25 protein-coding genes are annotated in these 19,954 nt (G+C 44.9%); 17 read left to right on the top strand and 8 right to left on the bottom strand.

Features of this window, described 5'->3' with window-relative positions; genetic code table 11:
- The 17 genes from R7Z41_RS03300 to R7Z41_RS03220 all read left to right on the top strand — a co-directional run bounded on the left by R7Z41_RS03300 (position 1) and on the right by R7Z41_RS03220 (position 13,084).
- On the top strand, positions 1–429 hold the full coding sequence (locus R7Z41_RS03300; protein WP_005377195.1) for a YscB family type III secretion system chaperone: 429 nt from the start codon (positions 1–3) through the stop codon (positions 427–429).
- Complete coding sequence (gene sctC, locus R7Z41_RS03295) at positions 426–2,300, top strand: type III secretion system outer membrane ring subunit SctC (RefSeq protein WP_411913009.1); 1,875 nt, start codon at positions 426–428, stop codon at positions 2,298–2,300. The genes R7Z41_RS03300 and sctC overlap by 4 nt, the downstream gene beginning before the upstream one ends.
- 5 nt (positions 2,301–2,305) lie before the next feature.
- The gene (gene sctD / locus R7Z41_RS03290) at positions 2,306–3,607 is read left to right on the top strand and encodes a type III secretion system inner membrane ring subunit SctD (RefSeq protein WP_005377197.1); all 1,302 of its coding nucleotides are present in this window, start codon (positions 2,306–2,308) and stop codon (positions 3,605–3,607) included.
- The gene (locus R7Z41_RS03285; protein WP_005377198.1) at positions 3,594–3,797 is read left to right on the top strand and encodes an EscE/YscE/SsaE family type III secretion system needle protein co-chaperone; all 204 of its coding nucleotides are present in this window, start codon (positions 3,594–3,596) and stop codon (positions 3,795–3,797) included. The genes sctD and R7Z41_RS03285 overlap by 14 nt, the downstream gene beginning before the upstream one ends.
- Positions 3,798–3,815: 18 nt before the next feature.
- A complete protein-coding gene (gene sctF, locus R7Z41_RS03280) occupies positions 3,816–4,064 on the top strand; it encodes a type III secretion system needle filament subunit SctF (protein WP_005377199.1) in 249 nt (82 codons plus the stop codon).
- Between the two features lie 3 nt (positions 4,065–4,067).
- Positions 4,068–4,427, top strand: coding sequence for a YscG family type III secretion system chaperone (locus tag R7Z41_RS03275; RefSeq protein ID WP_005377200.1), 360 nt, complete (start codon positions 4,068–4,070; stop codon positions 4,425–4,427).
- Complete coding sequence (locus R7Z41_RS03270) at positions 4,424–5,059, top strand: YopR family T3SS polymerization control protein (protein ID WP_025768115.1); 636 nt, start codon at positions 4,424–4,426, stop codon at positions 5,057–5,059. The genes R7Z41_RS03275 and R7Z41_RS03270 overlap by 4 nt, the downstream gene beginning before the upstream one ends.
- 8 nt (positions 5,060–5,067) lie before the next feature.
- A complete protein-coding gene (sctI, locus tag R7Z41_RS03265; RefSeq protein WP_005387149.1) occupies positions 5,068–5,412 on the top strand; it encodes a type III secretion system inner rod subunit SctI in 345 nt (114 codons plus the stop codon).
- Positions 5,412–6,158 carry a type III secretion system inner membrane ring lipoprotein SctJ gene (gene sctJ / locus R7Z41_RS03260; RefSeq protein ID WP_086012989.1) on the top strand — a complete coding sequence of 249 codons (747 nt, stop codon included), beginning with the start codon at positions 5,412–5,414 and terminating at the stop codon, positions 6,156–6,158. Before sctI ends, sctJ begins: the two co-directional genes overlap by 1 nt.
- Entirely contained in the window at positions 6,151–6,816 is a 666-nt protein-coding gene (vscK, locus tag R7Z41_RS03255; RefSeq protein ID WP_225477596.1) for a SctK family type III secretion system sorting platform protein VscK, read from the top strand. The genes sctJ and vscK overlap by 8 nt, the downstream gene beginning before the upstream one ends.
- Positions 6,795–7,433, top strand: a complete 639-nt coding sequence (locus R7Z41_RS03250) for an HrpE/YscL family type III secretion apparatus protein (RefSeq protein WP_005387146.1) — start codon at positions 6,795–6,797, stop codon at positions 7,431–7,433. The genes vscK and R7Z41_RS03250 overlap by 22 nt, the downstream gene beginning before the upstream one ends.
- Positions 7,434–7,618: 185 nt before the next feature.
- Positions 7,619–8,050 carry a type III secretion system chaperone gene (locus R7Z41_RS03245; RefSeq protein ID WP_206970891.1) on the top strand — a complete coding sequence of 144 codons (432 nt, stop codon included), beginning with the start codon at positions 7,619–7,621 and terminating at the stop codon, positions 8,048–8,050.
- 3 nt (positions 8,051–8,053) lie between these two features.
- Positions 8,054–9,217, top strand: coding sequence for a VopS family T3SS effector adenosine monophosphate-protein transferase (locus tag R7Z41_RS03240; RefSeq protein ID WP_206970890.1), 1,164 nt, complete (start codon positions 8,054–8,056; stop codon positions 9,215–9,217).
- Between the two features lie 255 nt (positions 9,218–9,472).
- The gene (locus R7Z41_RS03235) at positions 9,473–9,919 is read left to right on the top strand and encodes a type III secretion system chaperone (protein ID WP_025768119.1); all 447 of its coding nucleotides are present in this window, start codon (positions 9,473–9,475) and stop codon (positions 9,917–9,919) included.
- A 10-nt stretch (positions 9,920–9,929) separates the two neighbouring features.
- Positions 9,930–10,907 (top strand): type III secretion system effector VopR, encoded by a 978-nt coding sequence (vopR, locus tag R7Z41_RS03230; protein ID WP_206958220.1) that lies wholly within the window; start codon positions 9,930–9,932, stop codon positions 10,905–10,907.
- 230 nt (positions 10,908–11,137) lie between these two features.
- Positions 11,138–11,596, top strand: coding sequence for a CesT family type III secretion system chaperone (locus R7Z41_RS03225; RefSeq protein ID WP_005377211.1), 459 nt, complete (start codon positions 11,138–11,140; stop codon positions 11,594–11,596).
- A gap of 9 nt (positions 11,597–11,605) precedes the next feature.
- A complete protein-coding gene (locus R7Z41_RS03220; RefSeq protein ID WP_025768120.1) occupies positions 11,606–13,084 on the top strand; it encodes a hypothetical protein in 1,479 nt (492 codons plus the stop codon).
- Positions 13,085–13,173: 89 nt separating this feature from the next.
- On the opposite strand, the gene R7Z41_RS03215 is transcribed toward R7Z41_RS03220, so the two are convergent.
- The 8 genes from R7Z41_RS03215 to R7Z41_RS03180 all read right to left on the bottom strand — a co-directional run bounded on the left by R7Z41_RS03215 (position 13,174) and on the right by R7Z41_RS03180 (position 19,946).
- Entirely contained in the window at positions 13,174–14,076 is a 903-nt protein-coding gene (locus R7Z41_RS03215; RefSeq protein WP_373417447.1) for a DMT family transporter, read from the bottom strand.
- A 106-nt stretch (positions 14,077–14,182) separates the two neighbouring features.
- The gene (locus R7Z41_RS03210) at positions 14,183–14,893 is read right to left on the bottom strand and encodes a helix-turn-helix domain-containing protein (RefSeq protein ID WP_021707757.1); all 711 of its coding nucleotides are present in this window, start codon (positions 14,891–14,893) and stop codon (positions 14,183–14,185) included.
- Between the two features lie 102 nt (positions 14,894–14,995).
- Positions 14,996–16,045 (bottom strand): SctU family type III secretion system export apparatus subunit VscU, encoded by a 1,050-nt coding sequence (vscU, locus tag R7Z41_RS03205; RefSeq protein WP_151514828.1) that lies wholly within the window; start codon positions 16,043–16,045, stop codon positions 14,996–14,998.
- 15 nt (positions 16,046–16,060) lie between these two features.
- Positions 16,061–16,846, bottom strand: coding sequence for a type III secretion system export apparatus subunit SctT (sctT, locus tag R7Z41_RS03200; RefSeq protein WP_017634548.1), 786 nt, complete (start codon positions 16,844–16,846; stop codon positions 16,061–16,063).
- Positions 16,843–17,109 carry a SctS family type III secretion system export apparatus subunit VscS gene (vscS, locus tag R7Z41_RS03195; protein WP_005377227.1) on the bottom strand — a complete coding sequence of 89 codons (267 nt, stop codon included), beginning with the start codon at positions 17,107–17,109 and terminating at the stop codon, positions 16,843–16,845. The genes sctT and vscS overlap by 4 nt, the downstream gene beginning before the upstream one ends.
- Before the next feature lie 13 nt (positions 17,110–17,122).
- Positions 17,123–17,773, bottom strand: coding sequence for a SctR family type III secretion system export apparatus subunit VscR (gene vscR / locus R7Z41_RS03190; protein WP_005377232.1), 651 nt, complete (start codon positions 17,771–17,773; stop codon positions 17,123–17,125).
- A complete protein-coding gene (gene vscQ / locus R7Z41_RS03185; protein ID WP_017634547.1) occupies positions 17,770–18,738 on the bottom strand; it encodes a SctQ family type III secretion system cytoplasmic ring protein VscQ in 969 nt (322 codons plus the stop codon). The genes vscR and vscQ overlap by 4 nt, the downstream gene beginning before the upstream one ends.
- Entirely contained in the window at positions 18,735–19,946 is a 1,212-nt protein-coding gene (locus R7Z41_RS03180) for a type III secretion system needle length determinant (RefSeq protein ID WP_318136300.1), read from the bottom strand. Before R7Z41_RS03180 ends, vscQ begins: the two co-directional genes overlap by 4 nt.
- Positions 19,947–19,954: the final 8 nt, after the last annotated feature.

Genomic DNA, 19,954 nt, shown 5'->3' with positions numbered 1-19,954 from the left:
ATGTTAGATAAGATGATGAAATCTTTAGCGGAAGCGCTAAAGGTAGGGGATTTTATTGCCTCAGAAAATGGTTCTTACAACATCGAGGTTGACCAGTTATCACTGACCATCAAGCAACATGCGTCATGGATTTTATGGGAAGCGACGTTACCCTTCCAGTTTAAAGAGCATCTAGATTATCAACAAGAACAAGCGTTACAACGTTGCATGCAGCTCTCATTAAAAACCATTCGTGAGGATGGCGGCGTACTGACAACCAATGATGATCAGCAATTGATTTTGCAAAGTAAAGTACGGGTTGAGGACTGTTCGGTGGAACGGTTCTCTGCTTTGCTTTCTAAGCACGTCAATCTCTGTGAGCGTTACATTGCATTATTGGAACAAGAACGTGTGAACCACACAATCAACCATACAGTGTGGTTACCATGATGCTAAAAATCTTTCCCAACATTAGACGTGCTGCAACAAAGGCATTGTTATGCGCAGTGAGTGTTGTTCCTTTGGGATATGCGCAAGCAACAGACTTACACTGGCCCGAACAACCGTTCCGCTACTATGCAGATAACGACTCATTAAAAGAGTTGTTGAATAACTTCGGTGCAAATTATCGTGTCTCGGTTTCTGTTAGTGACAAAGTCAACGATCGAGTGAATGGGCGTTTTACCCCTGAAGATCCGGCGGAATTCCTCGATTACTTATCGCAAGTGTACAACTTGATGTGGTATTTCGATGGTGCCGTCTTACATGTCTATAAGGCGACAGAAACTCGCTCACGTTTACTTCAATTGGAATTACTTACGGCTAGAGAGCTACGCAGTACGTTAATTTCCACCGGCGTTTGGGATTCTCGTTATGGTTGGAGAGCTGCTGAGAGCAAAGGGTTAGTCTATCTTGCGGGTCCTCCACGTTATGTCGACTTAGTGGTACAAACGGCGGAGGCATTGGAAACGCGCTTGCTGCAGAAATCGAATTCAACCGACGAATTATTCGTTGAGATAATTCCTTTGAAGTACGCTTCTGCAACGGATAGAGAAATTGCATATCGCGATCAGACAATTACGGTCCCTGGCATCGCATCGGTGTTAAAACGGGTCGTGTCTGGTGTTCAAACTCAAGTGACAAGTGCGTCTAGCAAAGAAGTTACCAGTTCAGATAAGCCTGTAAAAAGTAATAAAACCGCCTCAGTTCATGGTGGCGCAACAGTTGAAGCAGAGCCGGGCCTTAATGCGATTATCGTTCGTGATACTCAAGCACGATTACCGCTCTATCGTAAACTGGTCGCGCAATTAGACCAGCCGCAATCAAGAATTGAAGTCGCGCTATCGATTGTCGATATCAGTGCCAACGATTTAAGTCAGTTAGGCGTGGATTGGCGAGCGGGAGTGTCTGTCGGAAACAACCGCATTGTCGATATCAAAACAACAGGTGATGTGAATTCGGGGGATGTGACGCTCGGCAGTGGACAGAACTTTAAGTCCTTGCTTGATTCAACCAACCTAAATTACTTGCTGGCTCAAATTCGTTTATTGGAATCCAAAGGCAGTGCTCAAGTGGTTTCAAGACCAACATTGTTAACTCAGGAAAATGTCGAAGCGGTACTGAACAACAGCAGCACGTTTTACGTCAAGCTGGTTGGTAAAGAAATCGCAGCGCTGGAAGAGGTCACGTATGGCACGTTACTGAGAATTGTCCCACGTATCGTTGGTGATAGATTTGCTGCACGACCTGAAATTAACCTGAGCCTTCATCTCGAAGACGGTGCAAAGATCGCTGATGGTGGCGTCGATGACCTTCCTTCCGTTCGTAAAACTGAAATCAGCACCTTAGCGACGGTTAAACAAGGGCAAAGCTTACTTATCGGTGGTGTGTACCGAGATGAAGTGAGCCATCAGTTACGTAAAGTGCCATTGCTAGGAGACATCCCATATTTAGGCGCGCTGTTTAGAAGTAATACCAATACTAAGCGCCGCACAGTACGAATGTTTATTTTAGAACCTCGAATTGTTGTGGATGGTATTGGCGATAGTGTGTTGATTGGCAACGAATATGACTTGCGACCAAGTATCGGCAAGCTTAACAACATCTCCAACAATAGCGCTGAATTTAAATCGGTAGTGGAAGTATATAGCTGCACATCGAGGGTTCAAGCCGAGCGCTATCAACAAGACTTATTGTCACAGCAAAAGTCGTCTCAATTAACGCAGTGCCGATTACCAACAGGGCAAAAGGGTTGGCGGGTGAAAGTATTGGAATGTGATGACTCACAAAGTGAGTGTGTGCGCCCTTCAGAGGAGTCTTAACCGCGATGCAGCAATGGAAAATTCGTATTTTATCAGGCGTGCATACCGGAGTAGAAGTCACCTTACCTGAAGGTGCTCTCGTGCTTGGCAGTGACGACTTTATTGCTGATCTTGTACTGTCTGATGCTGGGGTCGAAGCGAACCATTTCACCCTCGTTTGCCAGCAAGACTCGGTCATTTTACGAGGCTGCGAAGAGGCAAATATTAACAGTGAAGACATCGCTGTTGCAGGTGATGGTATCGAGTTGTCACGCCATGCTGTTGTCTCGGTCGGCGTTGTGAAGTTCGCTCTGGGATACGCGGAAGATGCGTTAATTGTGAGTAACGTCAGCGACGAATCTAGCCAACAGAATACACCTGTGGTTGCTGTGCAACGCTCTAGCTGGAAAAAAACAACGCTCATCGCTTTGCTTTGTAGTTTTGTCCCGAGTGTCATTTTTGCCGGTATGTGGTACAGCCAAGCTAACGGAAACAACAATGAAATTGTTACAGAAGCAGAACCCATTGTTTTGGTACGTAACATCTTAGGCGAGCTCAAACTTAGCGACGTTCGCGTGGAATGGAATGCCGCCGCACGCCAAGCAGTCTTAGAGGGCTATGTTGAAGACCGAACACAGAAACTCGATCTGCTTGGTCGAATTGATGTATTGGGCATCAATTACAAAAGTGACTTAAGAACGATGGAAGAAATCCGTCGCGGGGTTCGATTTATTTTGCGCAACCTCGGCTATCACCAAGTGAAAGTCGAAAATGGCGATGAGACCGGCACACTGCTGCTGACGGGCTATATCGATGATGCCAGCCGCTGGAACCAAGTTGAACAAATTTTGGAGCGAGACGTGCCGGGTCTTATTGCGTGGAAGGTTGAACTGCAGCGAGCTGGTGCCTACATGGATACGCTAAAAGCGTTATTGACGGATGCGGAGCTACTGAAAAAAGTCCAGTTGGTCACCAGCGGTGATCGCATTGAAGTTCGTGGTGAGCTTGATGATATCGAAACGACTCGATTTTACGGTGTGACCCGAGACTTCCGGGAACAATATGGTGAGAAACCGTACTTAGTTTTGAAATCCATACCTAAGGTGAGTAAAGGCACCAACATCGATTTCCCGTTTCGTAGCGTTAACTTTGGCCAGGTTCCATATGTGATTCTAACCGATAACGTTCGCTATATGGTCGGTGCAAGAACGCCTCAGGGCTACCGAATATCCAGTGTTACACCTGCTGGTATTGAGTTGGTTAAAGGCGGGCGGGTGATAACAATAGAACTTGGATATGAAGGCGAGACGAACAATGACAAATCTTGAACAAATTTTAAATAACGACACAAACGGTGCGGAAGTGCACAAGATTAAGAGCAAGCTCTTAGAAGCACAAGCGGTGGTGAAACGTCAGTTGGATTTAGGGTGCTCACCACAGCAGTACCAATTGCTACTCAAACAGTATGAAGCTTACACCGCCGCCCATGCGGTCGTTGAATCATACGAAGCTAACTAAAAAATACGAGGAAGTCTTATGTCATTTTACGATGCTAGTAACAGTGTAAACCTTGATGATGTTAAAGCTAAGTTAGAACAACAAGCGAAAGATGCCAACACAGAAGTGACGGCAGCCATCAAGAATCTAGAAACCAATGCCGATGATCCATCAAAGCTTGCCGAGCTTCAGCACGCGATCAACAAATGGTCTGTTGTTTACAATATCAATGCGACCACTACTCGTGCGATTAAAGATGTGATGCAGTCGATTCTCCAGAAGGTGTAAAGCATGGAACGAGAAACGCGCCAACTGCTGGCTGAAATCGCGCTGATGGCAACAGGTATGCATCGTCATCAAGAAGCCAACACGATTGCAGATGGCCTTGAAGCAAGCTCAGGTTCTGAAGAGACCGTTGCGATGATTCGTGCAATGAGCCTCATGAATAAAGGCTTGTATGAAGAGGCTCATCAATTACTCGAACCACTTTGTAACGCCTATCCAGATCTGATCAGCTTAGCGGCTCTTGCTTCTGCCAAAGCCGGTTTACTGAGCAAAGCGGAAAGCTGGGTAGAACTTGCGTCACAAGGAAGCGAAGAAAGCCAAGCATTTGCTGCGAGCTTTTCTCAGGACATTAGGAATCTTGGATGATCATTGATTCAAGTAACCTAAGTCTTCAACACCAATCTTTGCGTCAGTCGGAGTCGCGCCATTATGAGCGGAGCGATGAAGACAAGATGAAAGCACTCATGGAGCGAAGTGACAAGCAAGAGCAAGTTTCACATGTTTCTCCAAAAGAGACGCTAGAGAAAACAGAAGCGAAACTGGCGGAGATTAAAGCGTGGTACGAATCATTAAAAGACGCAGAGGTTGTCAGTAAACAAAGTGTCTTATCATCGTTAAATGAAGCGTTTTCCGACCCTCAAGTTAAACGAGAGGCAATGTGGTACGCCTTTCATGAGGCGAAGAGTGCAAAAGGCAACGAGCAGCCACAATCTGATTTGTTAAAGGTGTTGAAGCAGGAGTTACTAGGGAATTTTTCGGGACAGCTTATTGCCGAACCACCTGCTGATAAAACAGCACTAAAAGCAATGCTAGCGCAGCATTTTCCACTGGGTGCCCAGAAAGAACAAGCCTTATGGCATTGCTGGGCAGAGTTGAAGTCGTTACCTGATATGGCATCAACACTGGACATGGTTCGTGATGAACTTAGCTTCATGATCCAAAAAAATGCGATGGTGAAAAACATCATGACTCACAGTCACAAGTTAGATTTATCTTAGGAGTACATATGATAAACACGCAGTACACCGAGGTGATGCAAACCAACATTGATAAGTTACAGGATGCGCAAGTCGAAGACGGTTTAAGCGAACGTTTTGAGCAAGCCATGTCGGTTCCCGAGGCAAGTAATGGCCTGGAGGGAGGTTTGCTAGAAAACATCAGCGAGTTGAAAAACACTATCGATAACGCGAAAAGTAACCTGCAAGACAACATGAAGATGGTGGGTGATGATCCGGCGCAATTACTGCAAATGCAGTGGGCGCTGACACGCATTACTTTTCAAGAAGAGCTGATCGCGAAAACCGTGGGTAAAACCACACAAAACGTAGAAACCTTATTGAAGGCACAATAGTGATGATGAATAAAATGAGAGCAGTTTTCATCATGCTCACGTTGTTTCTGGTAGGTTGTCAGACCGAGTTATACACCAACGTTACTCAGAAAGAGGGTAATGAGATGTTGTCGATCTTACTATCCGAAGGTGTCGTTGCAACAAAAGAGCCTGACAAAGACAACACCGTCAAGTTAATGGTAGACAGTTCCCAAATCGCCTTCGCGGTAGACGCGCTAAAGCGAAAAGGTTATCCAAGAGAGCAGTTTTCCACACTGAAAGAAGTGTTTCCCAAAGACGATTTGATCTCGTCACCATTAGCAGAACGAGCACGTTTGGTATACGCGAAATCTCAAGAGCTCTCCTCAACCTTATCTCAGATTGATGGCGTGCTAGTGGCACGTGTTCATGTTGTTTTGGAAGATCAAGATCTGCGTCCAGGAGAGCGTCCAACTCCAGCTTCTGCCTCCGTATTTATTAAACACGCGGCAGATATTGCGCTTGATTCATATGTTCCGCAGATCAAATTATTAGTGAACAACAGTATTGAGGGGTTGAACTACGATCGAATCAGCGTAGTGATGGTACCCTCATCAGAGGTTCGAGTTGCTACTCAAAACAATCAATTTAAAAGCATTTTGTCGGTTCAGGTCACCAAAGAGACGGCGAATAATCTTATCGCCATTTTGGTGTTCTTGGTAGCGGCACTCATCGGCTCGAATATCGCTACTTTTACATGGTGTCGTAGGAACACGAAGCGTGGTTAAACCAGAAACACCACTCGCGCAGGTACAACACCAGTTTAACTATGCGCCTTGCCAGTACATCCATAGAAGTTGGATAGAGCAAAAGCAGCCTTGGTTACTAAATATCGAAGGCTGGAGAGATAACCCCATGTTCAACCAATGGTGTATCAATGAGTGGGCGTTACCTCCCGTTCCTGAGATGGCTTTTAACAGACCTTGTCATAGTTTGGCATTGCTCCCGACAGACGCGTTGAATCAACTCGTATTGATGGTGGGTGGAGCTTTGCATTGCGTTGCGATGCGAAGCGTTGTCTTAAAACATCCTAAACAGGTTCTGAACAACGTATTTGGTTTGGAAGGCGCTCGGTTCTTAATTCAAAACGGGCCGATGCTGTTATCCAGCTGGCCGCAAGGCTGGCAGCGTTCGTTACCAGAACTATTGGATGAAAGGTCTGTTGAAGCAAGCATGAGGGCGCTGGGATATTTTTGGATGAGGTTTATTTTGATTAACTCACCAGAAGATGTTGTTCTTCGTTGGCAATTCAAATTAGAAAAGCAACTTAGCGAAAACGCGGAAACAGCTAACTGGTTGGAAGCGGATCAACGAGATCTGGCGTATCGACTCACAAAAAAAATCGCAAAACAGGTTATTCCTCAATGGTTTCATTTGTTGAAATAAAAACAGACAATTTGCAGCTGGCACCTGGCTTAAAGGTGCTGAAAGCGAAAGATTATGCCAGTTATCTGGATTCGCAACACTTAGTTGAAGCCGCGAACTCCAAAGCTGAAAGCATCATTGCTAATGCCCAACAAGCCTACGAAACCGAAAAACAACGTGGTTATCAAGATGGCCTTGCACAAGCCAAGATTGAAAATGCGCAAACGATGGTTGAAACCTTAGCACGTTGTAATGACTACTATCAGCAAGTCGAAGAAAAAATGACAGGTGTGGTGTTAGAAGCAGTACGTAAGATCATCGATACCTTCGATGATGTCGATACCACGGTGAGTGTAGTTCGAGAAGCGTTGCAACTGGTGAGTAACCAAAAGCAGGTCATTTTACATGTCCACCCAGAGCAGGTTGTTGAGGTGAGAGAAAAGGTGGCTGGTGTATTAAGTGATTTCCCTGAAGTCGGTTATGTTGACGTGGTAGCAGATGCGCGCTTGAAAAATGGAGGCTGCATTTTGGAAACAGAAGTTGGGATCATCGACGCCAGTATTGATGGACAGCTGCATGCATTAAAGCAAGCCATGGTGAAGCAGCTCAGCGAGCGTAAAATTACGATTCATGAATAAACCTCAAAAACTCAGCACTTGCTGAGTTTTTTCATTTTAATGCCTTTAAACAAAAAAAATCCGACCATTTCTAAAATATTCACTGCCATAAATCCTTAAGAATACACCTAAGAAAGCTGCTTAGTTGATAAGTGTTGCAACTAAGCAGCGCCTCTAAAACAACAAAAATAGGATTATTTAGTCGAATGGCTAATGGATTTATAACTTCTTTACTGACAGATTTTGCCAGCCGCTGCCAATTGGAGCCGTTGGTTTTTGATGAGGATGATTGTTGCCATCTACTCGTTGAGCAAAACACAGCAATCACAATTCGTGCACAAGAAGATCGTGTGACGCTTATCGGGCTGATTTCAGGTGATAAACCGAGTGCTGATATTTTGCATCAACATATGAAAGATGCCTTAACGCAAGGCTCTCCAGCGGTATGCTGGGAGGAAGAGACCGGATATATCGGTTTCATACACCTGCCTCAGCAACTGCTAACTGTATCTTTTTTCGATGAGTCATTTGCGAATTTCATCGAGTGGTTAAAAAGTGCGAATACACAAGAAGTAACCAATAAAACAACCGAAGTACCGGAAACGAATACCACTCATTTTTCCACATTAAGGGTTTAAAACATGATCAGTTTTGGAAGTGTTAGCGCGTTGCAGGCCGCCATGCCGCAAGCTCGTAACGAGATACTTAACGAAGGTAAGCTGAGTATTGGTGGCAAAGAATACCAAATCAACGCAGCGACCCAAGAATTTACTCGCGCCAATCCTACGAATGGTGCAGTAGCGCGATTTTTTGAAGCGACAGGAAAACTGTTTCGCGAAGGTAGCCCACAATCGGTAGCGAAAGCCCTTACAAAAGCCGTATTTGATAATGAGCAAGGACAAGCTCAGCGTTTACAAGCTGCTTCTTCTGTTGAGCATGGACAAATGTTCTTCAAGGATGGAAGCATAAAAACCGCATCAGATGTCTTAAATGCCTTTGCGAAGTTAGACAGTAAATCAGTTCAGTCGAACTCTGCTGAGCTAAACCAGTTAGCAGAGCGAGCGATGACAGAGGCAATGTTAGAAACCGATTCTGGTAAAAACCTCACATCACTGATTGGCGAAAGTGCAGCGAAGTCGCTTGCTGGACGTGTAGTAAAAGACTACGGCGGTGGTGTATCTGCAGCGCAGAAAAACCCGGCAGGTAGCATTAATCAAATGCAAGCGGTGTTTGATATGGAGGTGATGCATCTTAAATCGGCGCAACGTCATATCGAAGGTCTAGCAAGCACCGATCTAAGCCAAGGTGTATACGCTGAAGGACTGGCGGAGGATGCGTTTAACAAAAGTGGCGTAACCAATAATGTTGAAAGAGCTGCGGCGTGGATCATTAATGCTTCTAACTCTAAAGGAAACGATGCCGAAAATATTACGTCTTTACTGAAAGAATACGCGTCTAATGGTAAAGACTTATTGAATATGGAAAACCTAAAAGAGCTACACGCTCGATTGGTGCCTAATGTTGAGCGTGATTACCGAGGGCCAAATATTTCGGGTGGCACTTTGCCGTCAAGTATTGGCGGTGAGGGCATGTTAAAGCAGCACATTGAAGGCTTTTTGAAAGAGAACCCTGTAGAAGATAAAGACTTAGGTAAACATTTGTTCGCCGGAGTTATCGGGTACCATGGCTTTACCGATGGAAATGGTCGCATGGGGCGCATGCTATACGCGATAGCAGAACTTCGTAACGACTCGTTCAATCCTTTAGTTATGGATGCAGAAAATAGCCTTCACGGTATTAAGTGATTTTCTACTTCTATTTAATTTTTGGAGCGGCGATTGCCGCTCTTTTATTTTCCAGCTTAACCTTAATTTTTCTTCTCAATAAAACGGCTAATAGCAATAAAAATGAGACGTTGAAATAAAGTGTCGGTTTCTATCTCGCCATAAAATCTCTTTTATCCTTATTCGCTTATTTAAATGAGCCGTTATACCCAAGTGGCTTCGCTGAAATAAATATATCGATGTCACTTAGTTATAATAAATTAGACAGGACACAACATGGATACAGGAAAGATTAATATGCTTCTCTCTGAGCTAGGAGAAGTGCTGAACCTTGAGCGCGTGACAGCGTATGACGATCAAATGTGGTCACTGCATTTTGCTGAAAACAACAGTGTCGATGTTCTGCTCGTAGAGGAAAAAGGCGAGTTATTGATTTCCAAAAACCTGCTTATAGAACAAGATGATATTACGCTAGATAAACTTCAAGTTTTACTTGAATACAACTTTTTGTATCGAGAAACAGGTGGTGTGCAGTTTTGTGTGAATCCAACACGCAAAGACGTTGTTCTTCAAGTTGCTATCGCGACTGGAAGTGAACTCACCAACATTGCTAACTTAATCATTCAGTTGAACGAATTAGTTGATACTTGGGGACAGTTATTTCAAAACAACACGGTTGTAGATTTTAGCCAAACAGACGTACACGCATTTATTCAAGTTTAAGGCATCACACATGGTCAATATTAATACATCGCAAATGCACTCGTTGAGTCAGTTAACGTCACATTTGGCGACACAAAATCAAGCTGACGACAAAGAGGTTCGAGCACACAACGGTAAAGATATTTTTGTTAAAGAGGGCGCACCAAAAAATAAAAGTATCAGCGCGCGTATTAGCCACCAGAATAAAGCGAAAGATATTGTAGTGAACCTGCTTACTAAGCAGGGTATTCCTAAAGATGTTGCGAAGCTCATGCTGAAAAATGTGTTGAACGGTGAAAACAAGTTAACGCTTGGGAGCCTGAAAAATCTTGAGAGATTGTCGTCTGGTCCTAGCTCAAATTGGCCCACTGCACAAACGGCAGCCTCATCTTCCAAAACCAATAAAGCTTCATCGAGTGCCGCGCTTATCAACGAACATAAAGCCAACCTTCAAAAGCTTGGTGATTTTGCCTGTACGGACTTAAATACGTTCGGTGTTAAGGGGTCACAGTTTTATGAAACAAAAGGAAAGCCACGACTAAAAGAGCTTCACGCGGATCAAGCGCGAATCATGCAAGATCACAGAGCGACGATGTCCGCAAACGGAGTTCAAGCTGCAGCACAAAGAGGAACCGCACCGCAATTAAGCACTCTACAGAACATTGCTAAGGCAGTACAAACCGCGAAAGCCGGCTGCTGTACTACATTTGCCTTTGCTGCCGCCGCTGAGATGATTCAAGGCATGTCAGGAACACCTGAAAGTGAACCCAAAGTAGAAGTGGTTGCGTTTAAAAAGGGTCATTCAGGTACACACCTTTATGTATTGGTTGGTCGACAAGAGGGGAGCGACATAAAAGATCCATCAACGTGGAGTAAGGATGTGAAAATTGTTGACCCGTGGGCGACATCTGCATTCGGTGCACCAATGTTTGGAGATGCACAACGACCACCTGTTTCGAATATGTTCCCGCCAACAGAAGTCATTTTTGATAGCCATAAACTGGGTTAGTCAATCTGCAAAAGAAGTGAGCAAATACACCATGCTAAGCATCTAACCTTTATTGAAAGAGCAGCTCTGAGCTGCTCTTTTTTATTACTCTGGCAACTCGATTTTAGAGCGAGATTTCTGCGGAAAACCTCACAATGAAGGCGAAAAAGTGACAAAAATAAAGCCATTACCGACATCGCTCAATCTGCAATCGTTGTTCAATAGAGTTATTGAAACAAAAGGAAAAAGTTATGAACACGATTCAACAACTGCTCTTGGAGTTTTGCCAACTCAATGAGTTGCCCGAACTGAATTTTGAAGAAAATGAACGTTGTCAGCTACTGGTCGATGATCGCTACATGTTGTATTTCATCGCGACAGATACGGATGATTTGATGTTGTCTGTAACGTTCGGAGGGTTAGAAAAATCCGGTGAACAACGACTAAAAGGTTTAGAGCTTCTTGCTCATGCTAACTATCAAGGAATTGGTAGTGGCAACCTCGCACTTGCTTTAGCTCCAAATGGTCGACAGCTTGTCTTAGCAGGACGTAAACCCGTTGAGCATCTAAATACGACGAACCTTACCGCTTGGTTTCACGAAGTTATTGAACAGGCCGAGCTGTGGCAAGCGCGTTTCGCAATGTTGGATCAAGCGATTCCAACCACCTCTAATCATGAACAAGCTCATGTTCAATCACTTCGTGTGTAGGAGAGAAAAATGGTTAATACAACACAAAAAATCAGCCAAAGCCCAGTACCTGATCTAGAACAGTTTCGTGCAGTTGCTGCGCAAAAAGATGACCGAGTGATCAGCAAAAGAGGTGAAGTAAAAGAGCCTTCCACATTCCACAAAGGTCACAAGTTTGCTTCTATTCACGAAGGCGTATTGAGAAGCAAATACACTAAGTTTTTCCAAGAAAACATCAAAACTCACCTTGATTTAAAGCAGGCGCTACTTAAGCAAGAAAAACCTGAGGTTGCGCTGTTGGCTTACTCCCTAGTGAGTCCTTCAGGCTATCGCGGTGAGCCACTTACTGAGCGTAAAATCTTAGAAGTTGTCAGCCTATTGGATGAAATAAAAGTGAGCAGCGATACGTACCAGCAGCTTAAAAATACGTTTGATGCGATCAGCAAAGATCCGCGTATGCAGGTGAGTTTAGAAGCCCAGTATCCAGGAAAAATGGATGGCTTCGCTGCTGAACTGCTGCAGATGGGCAAAGAAAAGCTAAAAGGTTCTGGTGTGAACGCCGTTATTAACTTGGCATTACCTGGCGTTGGCTTATTGATTTCTACAGGTAGAGAGTTGCACAAAGCGGCCGTAAATGGTGATGCTGAGGCTTACCATCATCAGTTAGAACAAATTTCACAGCTGCCAGGGCGAGATCAACGTCTTTCTATGCCGATGCAGCAAACCTTGGCTCAAGGTCATGCGATACTGTCGGCTGAAGGTGGCATTGGAGCTACGTTAGGTATGGCGACGGGGAGCCTGGGCACGTTCGGTGTTAGCTCTGTAGCAACGGTGGGCGTCACACCGATAGCAAAAGAGGCAATCGGTTCTGCGGCAACGACTGCTATCATGAGCGGCGGTGGTTTTGTGGCGAACCAAGCTGGAGCATACGGACTAAATACAGAAGTCAAAGAACAACTCATGCAAGGTGAGATGTCTGGTGTTTTACCAAGGCTTGAAGTTTCTAATGCCAAAGGAGACTTTACCTTCAGTATGCAAGATCCGGCTTCTGTCCGCGCATTAATGGCGTACCTTGGTCCTAAGGAGAATACTGCAATGACTTCTCCTCAAGCGCCTAAAGAGGCACAAGAGATGGAAACCGCTCGATTAACACTGAAAAAGATGTTGGGTTCAGAGCCAAGTGAGCACTTGGTTCCTGACGTAGACTCTATCTTGAAGCTAAGCCCAGAGGATGCACCAAGTAAAACCGAGTCTATTGCTAACGGGGCGTTTAAAAAACTGTTAGGAGAAGATTGGGATTGGCTCATGCCAGCTGTTCGAGCGATTGATAAAGGGGAAGCAAGTAAAATAAACGAAAAGCTCACCTACAAGCTCCCCCTAGATGCAGCAAACGGACGAGTTTATCTTGATAAATGCCCAAACCTGAGTGACGTCCAATTAGATGCGCTAGAAAAACTAGGCTCACCAAGTCAATTGCGATTGATGTACTTGGCAGAAGGCTGGGTGTAATTTCAAATGGTAAAGTAGGGAGTAGGTGCTGCTCCTTACTTTATCTACCGTCAGCGTTCCTTTTTGGGGCTGGCTAATATCGGTTTAATTTAACTTTTCGACTGAAGAAACAAACACACAAGTGTCAACGTTATACCAACCCAACCAATGAAAGAAATTTCTTCCCCAACAATCGCAACTGCTAGTGCTGCTGCGATAACAGGTTCAAATAGCGTGAGTATGCTAGCTCCACTGGCTGTAACAAACCGTAGCCCAAACCCAAAAGCGACGTAACCTAACCCCATTGGAATCAAGGCCATGTAGAGCATGACCGCCGTATTAGTTGACGATGCAAATAGATTATCACCCGTGATGAAAAGTGTTGGTAGAAGCAAAACTCCACCAATACCAAAAACACTTCCCATGGCCGTTTGCGATTCAATGCCGTGGTCAATCATAGCCTTTACTCCCCATGAGTAAATGGCGTACGTCAAACCTGCCAATAGGCCAAGTAATACACCCCAATGCTTCATATCCTGATCAAATAAGCTATTTGCGGATGACTCAGAAGCCAGCAACAAGGTAATGCCAATGACCCCGATTGCGAAACTCATCATCCAGCGCTTGGTTATGGTCTGATTTCGGCTAAAGAGACACTCTAACAAAGCAGAAAAGAAAGGAGCAGTGGAGATAGAAATAACCGTACCAATAGCCACACCAGCGAATCGCATTGATGAATAAAAAGCCAGTGGGTAGGTGGCTAAGGCGATAATACTAATCAGTAACGTTTTCTTCTTATGTACGACTTTTCGAAAATCTCTCTTCAGTGACTTCGCAGATAGACATGCTTGCATAAACCCACCAATACCCATAGAAAATGCGCCAATGGCGAGAGCACTGACATCCGGTGCCAAGCTGGCAGCGGTGCCCGTCGTTCCCCACAGGGTTGAAGCAAAAAGTATGGATAAAGTTCCTAATTGATAGTCGGTGAAATGTTTTTTTAACACTGTAATTTCTACCTAGTGAATGGCTGTTTTAGGGTAGAAAGAATAAAAGAAAGCGATAGAGATTTTTGTGCTGAAAAGACGGAATACTTGTTCCAGAAGACTATTTTAGTGACTATCGGGAAAACTCTCTAGGAGACATACCAAAATGCATTGAAAACCGTCGACTAAACGCGGAAAGGTCACTATAACCAACTCGTTCAGCTATCAACTGAACTGGAAGGTCTGTATGAGTCAGTAGTGCTTTGGCTTTTTCCATACGTTGTAGTGTAATGTACTTATGGACGCTCACTTTTAGCTGCTCTTTAAAAAGCTTTTTAAACTGCGTCGGACTCAAGCAAGCGGCATTCGCTAATGAGGCAATGGTGAGTGGCTGATCAAGCTGCTCCGCGATCACAACCTGTACATCTCGAATACGCAAATCCACGGAGCGAGACCGCTTTTGCTGCTCCAGCAACAGATAGAAGGTTGCAACCATTGAGTTTTCAATTTCATCATTAACCTGATACTCAAGTTGCTTTTCGACAAACTGGATAAAGCTCAGTAGAGGCGGGCTAATCGAAAACACAGCCACACTATTATCCATCAAATGAGTGGGCAAAGTGGTCATATCCGCAACAATAAAGCGTGATGACTCTTCGGCATTAAACCCGTGAGCACAACTTTTGGGGATGACTATGCAGTCGCCAACCGCCACCTTTCCGACATAGCTATCCATATCAATATGTATGTTGCCCTGGAGAGGAAGCACCAGTTGATGATAATCACTATGAGTATGTCGGCTCATACGTTTCGTGTAGGAGCGAATGCTTAAGCTAGATTTCATAAAAACAACATACAGTTAAAGGATACCGCATTATAGCGTTGAAAGTATCGAGGTTGAAAGCTGGGCAGTTGTAAGCCCAGATCTTGAATGGGATGTGGTTTGTTAGTCCGCCTCGGACTCTAACGAAGCCAACCAACGAAGCACTTCCGCAGTTGCCTCAATAAGATCGCTTGGGATGTACTGGTCGACGTTACCGTCGGCGTATAGTGCACGAGCAAGAGGGACTTTTTGCATCACAGGCACGCCTTCCTCTTTAGCGATTGCGACCATACGTTTGGCTACCGCATCGGTTTCCATCAAAGTGATGACGGGCAGGGGCGTTTCGCCTTTCTTGTAATAAAGGCCAACCGCGATATGTGTTGGGTTTGTAACTAATACATTAGAACGTTTAACGTTTTCACGTTGATTAGAGGCTTGTAGCTCTTGGTGTAACTGACGACGTTTGCTTTTTATTTCTGGACTGCCTTCCATCTCTTTGTATTCGCGCTTCACTTCGTCCTTGCTCATTTTGAGCTTTTTCGTGTGATCAAACTTCTGGTACGCAAAATCTGCGGCAGCGATGACGATGAAGCCTACCGAAGAGATAATCATTAATTGTTTAATCATGACGCCAGTAATGGTCGGGACACATTCTAGCCCACAAGTTGGAATTTGCATTAAAGTGTTGATGTTACCGCGTAATGTCACCCAGATAATGCAGGAAAGAAGAGAGACTTTAAGGATCGACTTGATAAACTCAATCACACTCTTGAGGGAAAAAATGCGTTTGGCACCTTCGACGGGATTGATCTTTTTGATGTCGGGTTTAACGGATTCACCACTAAATAGGAACCCGAACTGCCCCATATTGGAAAAGATGGCGACGAGTGCAGCAACCAGAATAATCGGAGCGAGTAGATAGGCAATTTCTTTTGCGATGGCGATAGCGACATCGACTAGCGCATCTTGGAAACCCTGATAAGCAAGCTTACTTGGTAGGAGAATAAGCGCTGAGATGTGCGACATGTAATAATCGGCGAACGCAAACAGTACAATTATGAGCGCCAAAATTAATGCAGACGATACGATTTCTTGGCTTTTGGCAACCTGACCTTTCTGTCGAGCATCGCGTAACTTTTTTGCGGTGGGTTGCTCAGTTTTTTCTGCACTCATAAAGAATCCTAAGCGTTATTGCCAAATGGTATTGAGTTGTTCTGCGAATCGGGTAATGCCGTAAAACTGTACTTCAAAGTGATCCATCATTATTCCGAGATACACGATCAGTAAAACACTCGCGATGGCACTTTTTATTGGCATGGCAAGGAAAAAAACATTCAATTGCGGTGCAAAACGACTGATAAGCGCCAGACCAAACTCAGCAAGAAACATTGCCAACACTAGTGGAGCGGACATCAACACACCAAGCCACATAAGCTGTTCAAATTGCGCGTAGAAGAAGCTAACCCATGCGTCGCTAACGGTTGGGAAAAAGTCCACGATCGGCCAAGATGTATAGCTTTTGAATAACGCATAGATAAAAGTGACAAAGCCCCCGCCAGAGAAGAACAGGGTAATCAACGTTTGGGTCAGCAACACGGCTGTTGGTGTGGATTGTGAGCCTAGCGTTGGGTTAAACATACTTGCCATGGCAGCACCACGTTGGTTGTCGACCAGAAAACCGGCCGCTTCTATCGCCCAAAAGGGGATAGCAGCAACAAACCCTATCAATAGCCCAATTAATACCTCCTTACCCAAAATCACTATCAGCCAAATGCCGTCGGTTTCTGCGGGCAAGCTTTGCTGATTAATCATCGGAAATATAAACAGCGCGAGTGAGCAAAGCACACCATTTCTCACCATGGTGCCGCCTAGCATTTGCTTGCTCAAAATAGGCAAAAAGATGAAGCATGCCATTAACCGAGGTAACGTCAGACTGTACAAAAATAAAACCTGGTGTAAGTCGTGATAACTCATCGTATTTGAGGAATTTTATCCATAGCAAGCGAGGCGAAGGCGTGGAGCTCTGCCCCTAGCCATTGCGTTGTGACGAACAGCGTAATAATGACCGCGATAAGCTTGACCACAAAGCCTAACGTTTGTTCTTGGACCTGAGTTAACGCCTGAATAAGCGACACCAATGTACCAACCAATGCTGCGACTAAAATCGGCGGTAATGACAAGTACAACACTAGGGTTAATGCTTGAGTCGTGAAATGAATGATTTCAGCAGAATGCATACTTTCTCCGTGATTAACCGTAACTCAACACTAAGCCGTGGGTGAGCTTTGTCCAGCCGTCAAGCAAGACAAAAAGCAACAATTTGAAGGGGAGGGAAATCGTCATTGGCGATACCATCATCATCCCCATCGCGAGTAGGATATTCGACACAATTAGGTCAATAGCGATGAACGGTAAGTACAACAGAAAGCCAATTTCAAAAGCGCGAGTAAGCTCGCTGACGGTAAATGCGGGCAGTAAGAGCAATAAGCTGTCCGACTCTAAACGGTCTACGTACTTCTGTGGCCACAATGTGCGTGCAGCATCAGTGAAGAATATGGCTTCGGTTTCCCGAATATGCTTTTTCAAAAATTCTCGATAAGGCTGTAAACCGCTTTCAATGAGGCCTTCTACACTTGCAGAATCTTCAAGGGAGATATCATGCTGCTTTACGTAGTCGTAGGTTTCAAACCCGACGGGAGCCATGATGAAAATTGACAGAATGATAGCCAATCCGTAAAGCGCCATATTCGGCGGAATTTGCTGTACACCGAGAGCGTTACGCAGCAGTGAGAATACAACGGCGAGTTTCACAAATGACGTCGCCATCATGGCGATAAATGGGATCAGTGCCAGCAGTGCTAAGCTGACAATGAGATTGAGCTCGTCGGGTAACTGGATCATGCTGGCTCCTGCGTGCCACCGAACAGCTCCAGTACGCGCACACCTAAATGTTCGTTAACATTAACCAGTTCACACTCACCAATGATTTTGCCGTTGGCACGCAATGTTACCGGCTTAGATACAGGCTGGTTTAGCTCGAATACGTACCCTGGCTGAAGCTGGTTAAGCTGCTCTAGCGTGATGGTTTGATGGCCGATATCAAACGTGAGTTCCACAGGCAGTTGCTGGTGGTCGGTTAACATTTCTGAAGTGTTTACGTCATTCATATTGGTTTCTTTTTCCATAATGTGAAGAGTTTGGTCATCCAGTTGGCAGCGCCAGAGATTCTGGTTAGATACTTGAAAAATGGCTTGTTGCTTGGCGATGTAACCATCGTCAAAAAAGATGACATCTCCCAGCTCGAGCGAATTAAATTCGCTTAACGTCAAATGGGTCCTTCCAAGACTTAACCACACAGGTAAAGCGAGGTGTCGAGCTTGTAGAGCAGCGCTGTTTGGTAGCGCATCCAACAACACGTCTGATCCTTCGCTAACCCACAAACAAAGAGAGCCGTTAGGCTTATTGAGGGTTAACATTAAAGTATGCTCTTGGGCCTGGCTCGCCTCTAACGGCTGTAGTTGACTAAGAATGGGTAACTGACCAAATAGCGCTTTGATTGCCTCACTATGCGGTTCTATCTGTGAGCTCAAAAGTGCTAACTGGAGGGAGTTAGGCAGGGACTCAAACGCAGTAGCATTTAAGGTCGATTTCAGCCAATGTTGGAGCTGCGCACGAGAAAAGTCTACTTGTAGGGTTTGCCCTCCAATCAACGTGGTTAAACGGAACCCTTCAAATGAAGGGATTTGAGCAACAGTAATCGATACGCTCTGACCATCAGTCCCTTGGAAGTGGCACTGTTTTGCACAAAGTTGATTGCTGAGCGCGATACTTTCTGCATCCACTTTGGGGATTATTAACGGCGTCATAGGTCATTCTCCGCTTGCCATTCTTCATACACGCTGCGTTGTTGGCGTGAGTGTTGTTGTTCATGTTGTTGTTGATCGAGCTGTTGAGTTTGTTCGCTGATCGCTAAGCGAAGTGGCTGCTCACCGCCGAATCGGTTTAGCCGTTCAGCAAGATCTTGTCTAGCTTGCTGGCTAATAATGGAAAGGGCATGCTCTTGTCGAATCGTCACGCTATACCCTTGAGCGTCCAACTTGATGTGGATTTCACCACCTTTTAATTGCCCTTCACTTAGAAACAGCCGAACCTCTTTGTTGTCCGATGCGGTTGGCAGAGCAACATAGATTTTGTCCACCAATTGCTGGAGTAATTGGTTTACGTCTCGCGTTGGGCTTGGTTGAGACTGCGAAGCAACACTTTTTAGGATGACATCGCCTTGTGTTACCGCACTTGCAAAGGGCTGAGAGGGCACTTTTTCTTCATCCGTTTTAACGGCGAATAGTGCGCTTTTCGTCTCGATTTTTTCAAGAGGCTTGGTTTCAGGCAGGCCACCAGTTTGGTCTGGTCGTTTGCCTGTATTCTGTAGCGACGGAGTTGCACGCTTATTGTGCGTTTTTTCAGTTTGCTTTTTCGTTAAGCCAACAATGTTAATCCCATATTGAGCGAGCTCTGTCTCTGTCGCACTTTGGGGAAGCAAGCCAGATTCAAGCGTAGAGAGACAATCCGGCGAGGTATGTTTATCCATCGGCGTCGGTTTATCATCTTTCAAATGAGCTTGAGCTTGAAAGTGAGGATCAACACGCTCGGTAGAAGGGGAGCTTAGAACTGTGTCGCCATCGCTTTTTCCATCATTTTTAAGCAATTTATTGTTTTCGCTAATTATTTCTTCGCTATTTGCTGCGTCGTCTTGCGGTTTCTCTATATCTCTCTTAGTGACGACGTCACTTTTACCTTTTAAAGTGGAGGTGTTTTTGTCAGCGTTGGCTTCTTGGTTCGATAGGTTAAGTTTCTTATCTAGACCTTGAGATGTCTTATGCCTTAGCGGTATGTCTTCTTCGCCAGTATGATTTTTTTGGGGATTCGCAACGATAGACTCCTTTCCCTTGCTAGGCTTCTTCGTCATTGCATGCTCGAATTGTGATTGAAGCTCGGCCTCCTTCTCGAGAGGCACTTGTTCCGGCGTTGATTTGTGCAGCGTATTCGATGTTTCAGTTGTTGGGGTAATGCGCATAGTGAACC

Source organism: Vibrio sp. 1457, assembly GCF_033340195.1.
Classification (GTDB): domain Bacteria; phylum Pseudomonadota; class Gammaproteobacteria; order Enterobacterales; family Vibrionaceae; genus Vibrio; species Vibrio alginolyticus.
Note: the sequence above shows the minus strand (reverse complement) of the source record. Positions and strands in the feature narration are given on the sequence as shown.